At 60.1% G+C, this 13,391-nt stretch carries 9 protein-coding genes and 3 pseudogenes; 4 read left to right on the top strand and 8 right to left on the bottom strand.

The window, feature by feature from the left end:
* The 4 genes from I6F21_RS36755 to I6F21_RS36740 form a co-directional block, all read right to left on the bottom strand.
* On the bottom strand, positions 1-589 hold a 589-nt coding region (locus I6F21_RS36755; RefSeq protein ID WP_346656850.1), incomplete at its 3' end, for a GGDEF domain-containing phosphodiesterase.
* Positions 505-1,200 carry a GGDEF domain-containing protein gene (locus I6F21_RS36750; protein ID WP_249787617.1) on the bottom strand — a complete coding sequence of 232 codons (696 nt, stop codon included), beginning with the start codon at positions 1,198-1,200 and terminating at the stop codon, positions 505-507. The genes I6F21_RS36755 and I6F21_RS36750, both read right to left, overlap by 85 nt.
* A gap of 453 nt (positions 1,201-1,653) precedes the next feature.
* On the bottom strand, positions 1,654-3,057 hold the full coding sequence (locus I6F21_RS38935) for a GGDEF domain-containing protein (RefSeq protein WP_276573636.1): 1,404 nt from the start codon (positions 3,055-3,057) through the stop codon (positions 1,654-1,656).
* A gap of 322 nt (positions 3,058-3,379) precedes the next feature.
* Positions 3,380-3,664, bottom strand: coding sequence for a hypothetical protein (locus I6F21_RS36740; RefSeq protein WP_225184284.1), 285 nt, complete (start codon positions 3,662-3,664; stop codon positions 3,380-3,382).
* A gap of 381 nt (positions 3,665-4,045) precedes the next feature.
* Between I6F21_RS36740 and I6F21_RS38930 the strand changes: the two genes are divergently transcribed.
* A complete protein-coding gene (locus I6F21_RS38930) occupies positions 4,046-4,429 on the top strand; it encodes a transposase (RefSeq protein WP_346656849.1) in 384 nt (127 codons plus the stop codon).
* 280 nt (positions 4,430-4,709) lie between these two features.
* Here I6F21_RS38930 and I6F21_RS36725 read toward each other — a convergent pair whose 3' ends face one another.
* A complete protein-coding gene (locus I6F21_RS36725) occupies positions 4,710-6,797 on the bottom strand; it encodes a recombinase family protein (protein ID WP_225184283.1) in 2,088 nt (695 codons plus the stop codon).
* 470 nt (positions 6,798-7,267) lie between these two features.
* Here I6F21_RS36725 and I6F21_RS36720 point away from each other — a divergent pair, with 470 nt between their 5' ends.
* Complete coding sequence (locus I6F21_RS36720) at positions 7,268-8,920, top strand: IS66 family transposase (RefSeq protein WP_225184282.1); 1,653 nt, start codon at positions 7,268-7,270, stop codon at positions 8,918-8,920.
* Between the two features lie 121 nt (positions 8,921-9,041).
* A pseudogene (locus tag I6F21_RS36715) lies at positions 9,042-9,814 on the top strand (transposase); the annotation flags it as partial.
* Between the two features lie 346 nt (positions 9,815-10,160).
* On the opposite strand, the pseudogene I6F21_RS36710 reads toward I6F21_RS36715, so the two are convergent.
* The 3 genes and pseudogenes from I6F21_RS36710 to I6F21_RS36700 all read right to left on the bottom strand — a co-directional run.
* A pseudogene (locus tag I6F21_RS36710) lies at positions 10,161-10,535 on the bottom strand (transposase); the annotation flags it as partial.
* Positions 10,536-11,316: 781 nt separating this feature from the next.
* A pseudogene (locus I6F21_RS36705) lies at positions 11,317-12,258 on the bottom strand (IS256 family transposase); the annotation flags it as partial.
* A 41-nt stretch (positions 12,259-12,299) separates the two neighbouring features.
* Positions 12,300-12,548: a hypothetical protein gene (locus I6F21_RS36700; RefSeq protein ID WP_225184281.1), complete on the bottom strand. Its 249-nt coding sequence runs from the start codon at positions 12,546-12,548 to the stop codon at positions 12,300-12,302.
* Positions 12,549-12,997: 449 nt separating this feature from the next.
* Here I6F21_RS36700 and I6F21_RS36695 point away from each other — a divergent pair.
* The coding region (locus I6F21_RS36695) for a transposase (protein WP_225184280.1) at positions 12,998-13,391 on the top strand (394 nt) is incomplete at its 3' end.

Raw genomic sequence — 13,391 nt, 5'->3', positions numbered from 1 at the left:
ACGCGCTCTCTGTAATTTCAATTTCCAGACGGCGCGGACTAAAGCCGGTTTGCTCAAGGAGCGATATAATGCGCTCTCCAAGCGCGGAATCCCGCAACTGAACAGGCGAAATGTTGAAGGCAAGCGAAAACGTCTTTGGCCACGCATTGGCATCAAGACACGCGCGGCGAAACAGCTGATCTCCAAGAGCGTTGATGAGGCCTGTTTCTTCTGCAATCGGAATAAACACGTCAGGCGGAATATGCCCCGACGTCTTGTTCTCCCAACGGGCCAGCGCCTCGACCCCGACGATGCGATTACTTACGAGTGAAACCACCGGCTGGTAATGGGGCTCGATAATGTGCGTTGCGATAGCGCTCCGAAGCTCACGCTCAATATTGATGCGCCGCTCGACATGCATGTCCATGTCCGGTTCAAAAAAGCGAACACGCGACCTGCCGTCGCCTTGCGCGCGATAAAGTGCGCGTTCTGCGCGCCTGACTAATTCGTGGGGAGTGACGCCATCTAGCGGAGCGATGGCGATGCCAATTCCAAGACTAAGCTCGGCTGCGCCAGTCTCAATCGCAGAACTGTCGGCGGCAGACGCCACGATACGGCGCGCCAGATTGGCGGGATCCTCGAGGGAGCTAAGTTGGGCAGGACGATCCCGAATTCGTCGCCTCCGATCCTCGCCAGGAGGCCGTCCTTGCGCAAGATGTCGGCAAGCCTTGTGGCAAAGTCGCAGACTGCCTTGTCCACCGCTGCATGGCCGTGCGTATCCTTGATCCGCTTTAAGCCGTCGAGGCCGAGCATCAGAACAGCGACTTGATGCGTGTCGGTGGCGAGGCCAACGCACAGATCAAGTTCGTCATCAAACAGGCGGCGGTTTGGCAGGCCAGTCAATGGATCGTGTCGCGCCAAATCGCGGACTTCTCTTTCTGTGATGGTTCGTGCTTCAGTTCCGTGGGCGAGTTCTCGGTAGCGCCGAACACCAAAGATTGTGAGCCCAATGCTCAGCAAGAATGCAACGAACACGATGAATATAATGTCGTCGAGTACCGACTCCACATAGCGCTGTCCCAGCTGCGCTAAACGAGGGCTGAGCCCATAGAGACGCGCTAAGAGTGAAGCGAGAACGACGCCGCCGAAGAGAGCAATGAAGTCCCTCGTGGCAGAACCGCGCCAATCGAAGTGCGATACGCGCAATCGTGGAGTTGACATTCTCATCTCATTCAAACACTCCGCAGCGCGGGGTAGCCCAGTGAGGTTCTTGGCCGCAGCATGTTTGTTGAGAACCAGATGTTGCGCCGATGCCGAACTTCAGTAGCTGCTTCGAAAGCAGCAATGAGCCATCGGGGCGCGATAGCGGCCTCCCGCAAACGTTGTGTTCGAGCGACAGGCAAGTTCGCGCACCGAAGCAACGAGCTATATCCTGAATATGCCGCTTCAAGACTTTGACGACGGCTGTCACGCGACGCCGTCGTAGCAAGCAACGATATAACAGCTCCCGGCAGCTAGTGACCGCAGCCTATTGCGGTGCGAACCTGCCTGCAAATTGCAATGGATGGACCATGACCGAATAGTTGTTAATAGAGGCGGCTTTGGCTCGGAGAACAGCGAGAACGGGCGTCCGGGTCAAGAGCACCGGAGACGGAGTGAACGATGAACGATATCCTAGGCGACAACCACACGGTTGCGGCCTTCAAATTTTGCGCGATAGAGTCGCTGGTCGGCGACGTTTAAGAACCCGTCGAGCGTGTCTCCATCACGCCTGAACTCCGACACTCCAACGCTGATGGTGACGCCGACCGACGGTTCGGCTCCGACGTCGAATGCAGTGCGTTCGATGGCCGATCGAAGGCGCTCGGCGACCGCGCCAGCCGCGTCGAGCGTCGCCCCCGGTAGCAGTACCATGAATTCTTCACCGCCCACGCGCGCGACAGAGTCGTAAGGCCGGATTGCCACCAGACACTTTCGCACGAATACGCGCAGGACCTCATCGCCGACGCTGTGACCACGTGAGTCGTTTATGTCCTTGAAATGGTCGAGATCGAGCGACAGCAGGGACAACGGAGCTCCGGTCCGCCTGGCCCGTGCGATCTCCGCGCCGATATGCTCGATGAAGTGGCGCCGATTCCCGGCGCCGGTTAGTGGATCGGTTGCGGCGAGCCGCTCCAGCCGTTGATTGCTTAATTGCACTTGCTGAAGCGCCTTTTGAGTGTCGGCCATCGATTTGGCCAAGCGGGCGGTCATTTCTTCCTGGCTATAGATGGTGGCGAACGATTTCGTTGTTCGGAAAGCCTGGACGACGCCATAGCTGAGCAAAAAAAATCCGCCGGCGAAGATCGCGTGAGCTAGCCACCACATATGATTCCACGGCGCGGCCAAAATGAATGCGAGCGACGATAGCGCAAACCACGCGACAGAAACGCCAAAAACAAGCATGAGCGGCGAGTGAATCCGTCGCATGAGCAAGACCGCGACGTTCAGCGCACTGAATAGCAATGCGCCGCCTTCCATGGACAGGCGGACCACCGGGTGCCCAGCATAGGGTGAATAGGCGACCAGTGCGACAGCTAAGTCCATCGCAAGGAACAGGCCAATCCACGTCAGCCATGCGCGCGTGTCCGAGCGCTTCTCAAGTCCGTCGGACGGCCGGTTGTAGCTGAGTAGCCCGACGAAGAGCAGAATCGACATCGCCAGACGCGACGCTGGCCCATAGAGCAGAAACAGCCAAATGTTGCGATGTGCCATCCCGGTGAAGGCGCCGTGCAGCGTATAGATCAGCACGAAGGCCAGAAAACCAAGCGTCAACCACCGCAACAGAGGCTCGCCTGAAGACTGATAGCAACGCCACGTCACATATGTGACGAACAGCCCCTCGAGGGTAGCGACGGCGATGGCGAATTCGTGGAACAGGTGGTCTTCAAACTTCAGCGCGGGATCTTGCTGGAAATAGAGGTAAGCGATGAACTGAGTGGGCAGCAGGGCGAAGCCGATAATGAGAAGGCTCGTATACGCCTGTGTGATCAGCCGCAGCGCGCTGGGCGGCTCCTGCAACATAAGATTGGTACTCATATGCTATACCGTCATTCCATGATGATCGCACGCGGTCCTTTCATGAATTCGTGGGGCCCTTCTTCAAGCATCTTGGAGTCGTGCTAGACAAGCAAAGTGAAGGCATCATGGCTCGTCTCCGCCGTAGCTCATCCAACACCCGGCACGGTGATCCCGCTGAACGGGCGCGGAAGTCACAAGATTTACGTTTCCGTCCATCGGCTGCACTCATCCGGACGGGGCTGCGACGCTGCCAGGATTGGCTTGCCGTCCAGGAGCGGCCAAGTTCGCCACTGCGGGATCGTCGGTGCCGTGGCGGGTTATGTGTTCGAGCCCACTACGTTCAGCCCACCCGCAAGGTATCGTGCGTGTTCAGTACAGTATCCCAGCTGCTGCCCCGAGTCGTCACGATCTGCGACCCGGTCGAAAACGCGCCGGAGGAGGAGGAAATCACGAGGCCATTGAGGAAGGGATTCTGCGCATTACCGTACTCAATCGTCTGCTTGTCACCCACTGGTAGCGCCGCTGTGACGGTCGGTCCGGACTGGTTCGGCTCGGAGCCGACGAGCGTGATGAGCAACACCGTAAGTGTCAGCCCGCTTTGATTGATGAGTTTCTTGTATACCATCTGTGACCTCCGTCCTGCCCGTGTCCCCGCGGCAAAATGCGGGACAGAGGTTCCGCTATATACATTAACTGGTTAAGCTAAGCCCCTGCCAGATCTTGTAGGCGGCCGACATTTGGAGCCTGCCAGGACTGGGCAGGTCACTTTATGCCAAGCGGCTGGAGCGCGGCCGCTATTTGTGGCCGTCGGCGGCGGACGTGGTGACAATCACCCCAATCCAGCTTCGCTACATGCTCGACTACCCATGCGAATGCTCCTCCTCGTGAGGCTCAGTGATTCTGAGATGGAGATGGTCGAGCTGTAAGCGGCAAAGAGACCCCGTCTGGCGGAGTGGGTGAGCGATCGGCTATCGGCTGCTGAGTTTGTGAGCCGATGTGAGCTTCTATGTCTGCGCCTAGTTCTGAAACTAGAACCTTCCATATGATCGAAGCGGTCGCCGACCGTCTTGAGGGAGCGCCGCGGCAGCTTCGTCGACACTGGTCGGACGAGTTCAAGGCGCAAGTCGTGACAGAGGCGCTGGAGCCTGGCGCGAGCGTCTCGGCGATCGCCCGCAGAATCGGCATTCACCCGTCCCAGTTATTCGCCTGGCGCCGTGATGCTCGGGCGGACCGACATTGCCTCGCGCGGCACTCGAGTTGCGAAGGCGTGGTGGCGTCTGCGGCAGGCGCGGTGATCGAGATTGCCATTGGCGAGGTCGTCGTGCGCGCCGGCATGGATGTCGACGAGGCCCACTTGCAACGGGTGATCCGGGCGGTGCGTTCGGCATGATCCCCTCTGGTGTGAAGGTGTTCCTCGCCAGCCATCCAGTCGACTTCCGCTAGGGTATCGACGGCCTTGTTGCGCTTGTGCGCGATGCCGGCTCAGATCCGTTCGATGGGGCGCTTTATGTGTTCCGGGCCAAAAGAGCCGACAGAATCAAGATCGTATGGTGGGATGGCTCCGGCGTGTGCCTCTATTTGAAACGTCTTGAAAAGGCGAAGTTCTGCTGGCCGCGGATCGGGCATCATCGGGTGCAGATGAATCCCGCGCAGTTGATGGCACTGGTCGATCACCCATGTTGATGCCCCTCCTTGTTAGGCTGACAGATTCTTAGATCAAGTTGTGCAATGACGTGGTTTCGAAGCTCTCCGATAGCATCAAGAACGGATGGTGTATTCGGGAAGAGATAGGCACCGCTTGGCTGGCGATCAATCAGCAAACGCTTAGTTCGGATCTGTACGTAGAGCCAGTTCACCGGAATCTCGAGCCTTTGGGCCAGTTCGGGCGGGCTGAGGAGTGAGCCGTCATGCTCCCATCGGCTGCGTTGGGTAGCTACCTTGATGGCTGCAGCACGACGGAGCCACCCAACGGTGATGGGCAGCACTTTATCGGCGCAACGGGGAGAGCGGTGGCCTTCTTGGGTAAGGATTGCGGCGATCTCATCGTCTGGGACGCCGTCGCGGGCGAGCGCCAGCGAGCGCTCCCGCATCTCCGCGCCTCGCGTCAATCTGGTGACGGAGTTGACGCTCATCTTCACCTCGAGCTCCGTCACGGCGCCTCCACGCCAGACGATCCTGGCCAGGCCCAGGTCGTGCTCACCACGGTCGAGCACGACCTTTTCGATGAGGCATCGCAACAAAGCCTTGCGATGCGCGTCCGCGACAGTCTCGTCACCCCATATCTGCGCCAGGCGGCCGGTGAGGTTGATGACCTTGTCGCTGAGCTCCTTGCTTATGGCTACTTGCGTGATGGCTTTGGACGGCGTCTGTCGGGCAAGCGCTTCTTCGGCGGCGCGCAAGTCGTTTAGCGCCACTTCCCATCGACGCTCTAGTTCCGAGGCGACCAGCCGATTATCTGGATCAGCTCGGTTGAACTGCCGTTCAGCAAGCGCCGCCGTGTACCGCTTGCGCTCGAGCTCACGTTCTGCGCTGGAGCGTAACGCATTGTTCATCTGCTGCTGGACCCGGCGGGAACGCGACAAAGCATCTAGTTCGACAGGCGCTAGTGCGGTCAGGAATGCGTGGCCAACGGCTGCATCGATATGGGCGGCGCGGATGTGTTGGCAGGTTGGCTGACCTCCCTGGGTACGCAGGTGATTGCACACATACTCGCCGCCGCCCTTGTAGCGGACGTACATCTTATGGCCGCATCTTGCGCACCAGGCGATGCCGTGGAGCAGAAGCTCGCCATTGCGAGGCGCGCCTCGGGTTTTGATGCGCATGTATTCGGCTCGGTTATCGCTGATGACGGCTCGGATTTTTTCATAAATTGGCCACTCGATATAGGCTGGATATCGATCTTTGACGACGATCCGCCACTCCTCCATCGGCCGCGGAGCCTTTTGTGGCACGCCGCCCTCCCGCTTCGGCGGTTGGAAGCGGGTTCGTCCATAGACGAAGGCGCCCGCGTAGGCGGGGTTCTTCAAGATCGTCGCGACAGCAGCCAGCGTCGCGCGGGTCCAGCACAAATCACCATACCGATCACGACGCGGCAGTTCCAGGTCACGCTCGTTCAACGCTCGCATGACCTTGGCAACGCTGCGCAGCTGCAGGAACAACTGGAAGACGAGACCGAGCCGCCCTTGCACGGCCATGTCGGGATCCTTAACTACCACTCCGCTCGGATCCCGCATCAGTCCGATTGGCAGCATAACTGCAAGTTCGCCGCGTTCGGCTTTAGCCAGCAGGCCGGCGGTCAGCCGGCTGCGGATCGTATGTAGTTCAAGCTCGGAGATCGAACCCTTCAGCCCGAGAAGCAACCGCCCGTTGGGAGTGCCCGGATCATAGACACCATCGCGGTCGGCGATCAGGCAGCCACGTAGACCACAGATATCCAGGAGCGGATACCAGTCGGTACAATTACGCGCCAAGCGGGTCACGTCGATCGACAGGATGAGTCCCACTTCGCTCAGGCCAACACGGCCAACGAGTTCCTTGAAGCCGTTACGCTGTGCTATAGACGCGCCGCTCAAGCCGAGATCGGCGTCAATCACGTCGATGGCCGCCTCACGCCATCCGAGTTCGCGGGCGCGCTGGCGAAGCGCGTATTGAAGGCGCAGGCTTTCCTGATTGCTTACGACCTGGTGAGGCGTCGACTGCCGGATGTAGACTACAGCTTTGCGCGCCAAGTGGCTTGGTGTGATCAACTCGGACTTCATGAGAGATCTCCGCCAAAATCGCGGCGACGTCGTCGACGATCTGGCGTCGGAGCGCGGGCGTCAGCGTCGACCAAAGATCGGCTGGATCCATGCTCATGTGCGTCGGGACAATCCGCTGTCGATAAGAGCTCGAGTAAAGCCTCCATACTCAGCTTAATCTGATTTGCTTCTTCTCCATAATATTCGATTGCGGTTGCTTGAATCAGGAGACTACTTCCTGCGCGATACTCAACTTCATACGAAGCAGGAATGCCTCGGCCTCGCTGGCCGATCTTCCTGATCACTCGATATGAGCGGCCCCACAAAGGATGGTGGGGCTCTCGAACCTCGACCATCTCCGGAAATGATTCGTCAGACTCACTATTGGGGACATTCCCGATTGGCGCAACCCACAAGAAACCCAGCGTCCAACGCGGGTCGGATAGCGTTTTATGGTTTGAATCTGCGGCTTGATCTGATTCACTGGCTTCATGATGTCGAAGCCGGACGATCTTCCATCGGACCTTGTGAGTGCCCTGGCGGCGCTGCAGGCCGAGCGTGAGGCGAGGCTACACGCTGAGGCGGTGGCTGCCAGTGCGCGGGCGGAGCTGTCGGACAACGAGGCGCTAATCGCGCATCTCGAGCTGCGGATCGAGAAGCTCAAACGCGAATTGTACGGGCAGCGCTCCGAGCGCACGGCACGGCTGCTCGAGCAGCTGGAGTTGGAGCTCGAAGAACTCGCCACCACGGCGAGCGAGGATGAGCTTGCCGCGCACACCGCAGCGGCGAAGACGCAGAACGTCCGTTCCTTCACGCGCCAACGGCCGGTGCGCAAGCCATGGCCGGATGACATCGAACGCGAGCGCGTCGTCATGGAGGCTCCAACGAGCTGCGCCTGCTGCGGTGGATCGCGGCTGGCGAAGATCGGCGAGGATGTGACCAGGACGCTGGAGGAGATCCCACGCCGCTTCAAGTTGATCGAGACGGTACGGGAGAAGTTCACCTGCCGCGATTGCGAGAAGATCAGCCAGCCGCCCGCACCGTTCCATACCACGCCGCGCGGCTTCATTGGCCCACAATTGCTGGCGACGATCCTGTTCGACAAGTTCGGCATGCATATCCCGCTCAACCGCCAGAGTGCGCGCTTCAAGGCCGAGGGGATCGACCTGTCGTTGTCGACCCTGGCCGACCAGGTCGGCCACGGCACCTTCGCCGTCATGCCGCTCTTCCACATGATCGAACGCCATGTGCTCGCGGCCGAGCGCCTTCATGGCGATGACACCACCATCCGTATCCTGGCGAAGGGCAAGTGTACCACCGGACGGATCTGGACTTATGTGCGGGATGACCGGCCCTTCGCCGGGCCCGCGCCGCCGGCGGCGGTCTATTACGCCTCGAGCGACCGACGAGGCGAGCATCCCCAGAACCATCTGGTCGCCTTCGGTGGTATCCTGCAAGCCGATTGCTACAGCGGGTTCGAACCGCTGTTCGATCCGCAGAAGAAGGCGCGGCCGATTACGCCGGCATTTTGCTTTGCCCATGCACGACGGGGCTTCTTCGAGCTGGCCGACATCGAGAAAAATGCTCGGGAAGGTAAGAAGGGCAAACCGGTCTCTCCGATCGCGCTGGAGGCGGCCAGACGCCTGGATGCATTGTTCGAGATCGAGCGCGCCATCAACGGCCGCGGCGCCGAGGAGCGGCGTGCCGTGCGCCAGGAACAGAGCAAGCCGCTTCTCGAGGACATGCACGCCTGGTTGCTGCGTGAGCGCGAAACCCTCTCGCGCTCCTCCGAGGTCCTAAAGCCTATGAATTACATGCTCAGGCGCTGGGACGACTTCGCCCGCTTCCTCGACGATGGCAGGATCTGCTTGACCAACAATTGTGCCGAGCGCGCATTGAGAGGCATCGCCTTGGGACGGCGGAACTGGACCTTCGCCGGCAGCCAGCGCGGCGCCGACCGTGCCGCCATCATGCTGACGATGATCACGACCTGTCGCCTCAACGAGGTCGATCCCAAGGCCTGGCTCGCCGACATCCTCGCCCGTATCGCCGATCTTCCCACATCGCGTTTGCACGAACTGCTGCCCTGGGAATGGAAGCTCCTGGGCCAAGCCGGCAAGCCCGCCGGTCAGCAGGCCGCCTGACCTTCACGCAACGCCATCATAGAGCTCGCCGGGCCCGCGCGCACGCGTCAATCGAGCGGTCTTCATCGTATGCCTACAGTTTGGAGGATGTCTGGCGCTTTGATTGGGGAGAATCAGCGCCATGCAGCAAGCACTCCACCGCTCCAGTCTGGTGCCGCGTGGGTTCGTTGAAGAGAGTGCGTGCTACGAGGGTGACAAAGTTGTCATTACGGTCCGAGCGTCCAGAAGCGTGTGGCCTATGTCCGTCGTGGGGAACGGTTTCCCGACGTGTCGATAGCCGGTATCGACGACGCGTGACCGATCTGCCGCTCTCCGGGCGGACGTAGAGCTCCCGGGGATCGCCCGCCGCTTCCGGTGCGACGCCGTCCTGTGTGGGCGCTATATATTTCGCCGAGGGCTTCGCCGAAGGGATACTGGCTCCGCCGGCGCGACGCACGGCAAGGTTGGGCTCGATCGTCCATCACCTTGGTCTGGCGCTTGGCGGTCGACCGGCGGCAGCCTTCGCAAAACGCCTGATGTTGCCGGTAAGTAAGGATACGCTCCTGCGCGTGGTCCGACGCCGTCGCCGTCCCCTGGGTGGCCCGCTCAGGGTTATCGGTTGATGATTGAGCCTGGCGGCGCAATCACCGATGCGCCAGCATCATCTGCAATCTGGAACGACGCCGGATCGTGACCCTGCTGCCGGATCGTGAGCCCACGACCGCCCAAGCCTGGCTTGCTCATCCCACGATCGCGATCGTCGCCCGAGACCGTGGTGGAGAATATGGCGAAGCGGCGGCCAAACCTTCCTCAAGGCGTCCGGAAATCGATGCGTCAGATCCGCCTCGTCATCGTTGCGACTACATCGGTCCCAATCTCCTGACAGCCGCCGAGCGCCTCAAGTATGAGGGCTATTGTCAATCTACTCTTTAATTGCGGGTTGTTGTCAACTTTCTTTTTGAAGCCATAAGAAGTAGTAGCGCTCGCCCCGGCGGATCCTGGTAGTAGGCTGATTACCTGTCGCCTCGTTTCAATGCGATTAGTTGCCCGTCGCTGGGGTCATGGTCCTTTCCGAGGTCGCAAGCGCCTCGTGATGATGTCCCGGATCGTGTGCCTCATTGTTTGCAACGGGGTGCGGACGAGCCACCACCAGCCGATTGACCGAGGTCACCACGACCACCGTCCCAGCGGAACATCGCCAGCCCGGCGGACCGGGCCAGGAGCCCTGCAAAAAAGGTCGGGCCGGCGCGTTGCCCCCGTCGAATGATGTGCCGTCGACCCAGATGCAGTGGAGGATGACAGTGATCTTGCGGGCGATTGCGACCTTTGCCTTTTTCATGCCGATGCGCTTCGCAAGCTTCATTCCCCAGGCTTTGAGGCAGGACCATTTCTTTGTTCGATAAGGCAGAACTATCGCCGCCTCGTAAAGGTAGGTTCGGAGGAGCCTGTCGCCCCATCGGGATATCTTACCCACTAGTGTCAGTTTCACCAGATTGGTTGCGCCGAGCTGTGAGGCCAAGATGGGCGCCGACTGTCGAGGCCGAACGGAAACGAGATGGGTCATCGATCGTATGACGGAACGTCAAGGCGGTGACACGCCGACACCAGGAACTGTCATCAGGCGGCGCGTCGTCTCGTCCGACTGGCGTACCATGCGTTTACGAATCAGTTTCGTCAGCACTACCAGAAATGCATGTACTGGCCGCTCGATTTATTGTGATCGAAGGGGCTCGCCGGGGCCCTCGGTTGCGTGTACGAGCAGGCTATATAGGGAGTCTCCAATTTACTTCCACGTTGAGGAGCGCACTCGCACGGTTTCGCTCTCCTGGGATTTCATGGATCTTTTGGATAAATCGGGAACGATTGATGCAGACATCATAGCCCATCATCTATCTATGAGAACGTTCTACTCTGCGCGACAGGCCTGCGCTGGCATTAATCTGCTGACTCTTGGCGCTACCTTGTACGTCGACAGATCGCAAACGTCGTTTGAGTACGGCGCGCGACAACTTCATCAGCTCTGAGCTCTCTGGACGAGAGGAGAGCAAATCATGTCCTTGAGTTTTCTGATACTCTTCAGGCAGTTGTTCGTTCGCGGCCCACGGCCTTCTGCGCAAACGCTGTGGAGCTGAGCGGAGGAATGGACTCCGCGTCCGTCGCAACTGCGGTTAGCGAGAGCGTAGCATCGCTAGCATGTGGACAGACAGCATTCCCAAGTATGTTGTCGTGGAGTGCACACGGCTGCTGCCAACCGGTGCCGGCCGGAATGTGGTTGGGATTCGTGGCGCGATCTGCAGCAACGTGAAGCTACCAGATCATGCGGCAAGGTCAATTGGCTGATCGATGGGCTTTGTGGCGAAGGTTGTTCAGCCATCGACGTTGCGGATGTTGATCTGGCCGGAGGCGAGCAAGGTTCAGAACAACATGGCTGCGGTGTCCGCTCATGGCAGCACGGTCTGCGTTTTGAATCCGTCGTTTGAACTCTTCGTGCAGCCGCTCGATGACATTCGCGGTGCGTGCGGTTTTCCATTGGCTCGGCGGCAGCCGGGTGAAGGTGAACAGGCGCTGGCGGCTTCCTCCAGACTGTCGGGGACCGCGCGATGCTTGAGCCGCCATTTGCGGATGAAGGCCTTGCGCCGGCCTCGATTTCCTCGCGCGTCGCCGCGCAGATCATGTCGTTGTAGTCGGCGGTGATCTACTCATGCTCGGGAGCTTGTGCCAGCTTGCGGTGCTGGTGAACCGTGCAGCGCTGGACCGGAACGCCGTTCCACACCGCGGCGATCGCAGCCTCGCCCTGGCGCGCCATCGACGATGAGGAACTCGGGCCGCCGCAGCCCACGCCGGATCAGATCGCCGAGCACGGCCCGCCAGGCCTCGGTGCTCTCGCTGCCCATGGCCCTGATTGCGAGCAGGATCTTCTGGCCGTCGGCGCGCACACCGATGACGACCCGCAACGAGATGGCGGTCGCCTTGCGGTCGAGCCGCACCCGCACTACGGTGCCGTCGAGAATCAGCCGTACAATCGGTTCATTGGCCAGCGAGCGGGCATTCCATACGTCCAAGTCGCTCTTCACCTCGCGCGACACCCGGCTCAGCGGGTCCTTGCCGACAGCGCCAGCAAACAGGGTGCTGAGCGCGCGGCGCACACGGCGCGTGTTTTTGGTGCCGGAAAGGTAGCAGCTGGCAATCAGCGCATCGGCGGCCAGCGTGCGGCGCTGGTAGGCCCGCAGGGCGCCGCTTTTCCACTCGGTCGTCCTGCCGTCGGACGTATTCAACCGGGCGCGCGGCACTGCGATCTCTACTTTCCCGAACGTGCCCAGCAGCGAGCGCGATCGATGCCCGTGACGGTGACCAGTGGCGGCGGGCATGGCCTCCGAATCGCCGCTCGCCGGCCTCGCCGTCAGGCATACCGCGAGCGCGCCAGCACCTCGTTGAGCTCAGCTTCGAACATCGTGCAGGCATTCTCGGGCTCGCTCACGAAGGCCAGCTTCGATCGGATCGGTGTCGAAAAGCTGCTCAGTCCTCCGCTTTCGGGCTGGGCAGACAAGGCGTCGTGATAATCTTCGTCGTGGTGTGATCTCCACAGGCGCTGAAACGCCGGAATCGCTTGTTGGTCCAAGCTGGAGATTGCGCCGCCCTCATTTTCCAACCACTCCCGCTACAGCACCAGCCAACCTGATCGGCAGCAGCGACTGCGGTCGTACGAACAAGCGCTCCGCATCGAACATGGCGCATGGTGTTTGGCGTCCCAAGATAGCTGGAATGCTCCCATCGACACAGCTTTCGGCCGAGCTTGTTTGGCTTTCTGGCGCTAAAACGGTTCGAAGTCAGAGCCGGATTGTTAAGACAACGTCAGCTGCCCTTCGGGCAAACGAAAGCAACGCGCGGCCATACGCCAAATGAATACTGACCATCTTGATTGCCCTTGATAGTCGCCCGTGAACAAGCCTCTAAGCGATTGAGCGGGAGTCTGTTTCTGGGATTTCATGGCGTTTGAGATTGCAGGGATTTGATGCTTGGACGCCGCAAACCTTGCAAATTCGTTTTGTGGATTCCTCTCCGTTGTGAACCGTGCTTCTGTGGTGCGCCGGAGGGACGATGCGGCCGAAGAAGCATAAGACGACGGGATCGAACGATCTGTTCCGGGCACGGCTGGATCAGATCATCAACATGAAGCACGAGTTGGTTCTGCTTGCCGGCAGGATCGATTGGGACTGGATCGACGGAGAGATTGCCCCGCTCTACAGCGAGAACGGCAGACCGGGGATTGAGACCCGCTTCATGATCGGGCTGTTGTTGCTCAAGCACATTTACGGGCTGTCCGATGAGGGGGTGTGCGAGCGCTGGGTCCACGACCCGTACTTCCAGTTCTTCACCGGCGAAGAGTTTTTCCAGCACGTTTTCCCGCACGAGCGCTCGGACCTGAGCCATTGGCGCAAGCGGCTCGGCGACAAGCTGGAGCGATTGTTGGCCGAGAGCCTCCGGGTGGCGC

This window comes from Bradyrhizobium sp. NBAIM03 (genome assembly GCF_020194055.1).
In the GTDB taxonomy this organism is placed as follows: Bacteria; Pseudomonadota; Alphaproteobacteria; order Rhizobiales; family Xanthobacteraceae; genus Bradyrhizobium; species Bradyrhizobium yuanmingense.
Note: the sequence above shows the minus strand (reverse complement) of the source record. Positions and strands in the feature narration are given on the sequence as shown.

Excerpts from the sequence above, each read along its gene's own strand:
- I6F21_RS36750 (WP_249787617.1), bottom strand. The coding sequence starts at position 1,200 with ATGTCAACTCCACGATTGCGCGTATCGCACTTCGATTGGCGCGGTTCT.
- I6F21_RS38935 (WP_276573636.1), bottom strand. The coding sequence starts at position 3,057 with ATGAGTACCAATCTTATGTTGCAGGAGCCGCCCAGCGCGCTGCGGCTG.
- I6F21_RS36740 (WP_225184284.1), bottom strand. The coding sequence starts at position 3,664 with ATGGTATACAAGAAACTCATCAATCAAAGCGGGCTGACACTTACGGTG.
- I6F21_RS38930 (WP_346656849.1), top strand. The coding sequence starts at position 4,046 with ATGTCTGCGCCTAGTTCTGAAACTAGAACCTTCCATATGATCGAAGCG.
- I6F21_RS36725 (WP_225184283.1), bottom strand. The coding sequence starts at position 6,797 with ATGAAGTCCGAGTTGATCACACCAAGCCACTTGGCGCGCAAAGCTGTA.
- I6F21_RS36720 (WP_225184282.1), top strand. The coding sequence starts at position 7,268 with ATGATGTCGAAGCCGGACGATCTTCCATCGGACCTTGTGAGTGCCCTG.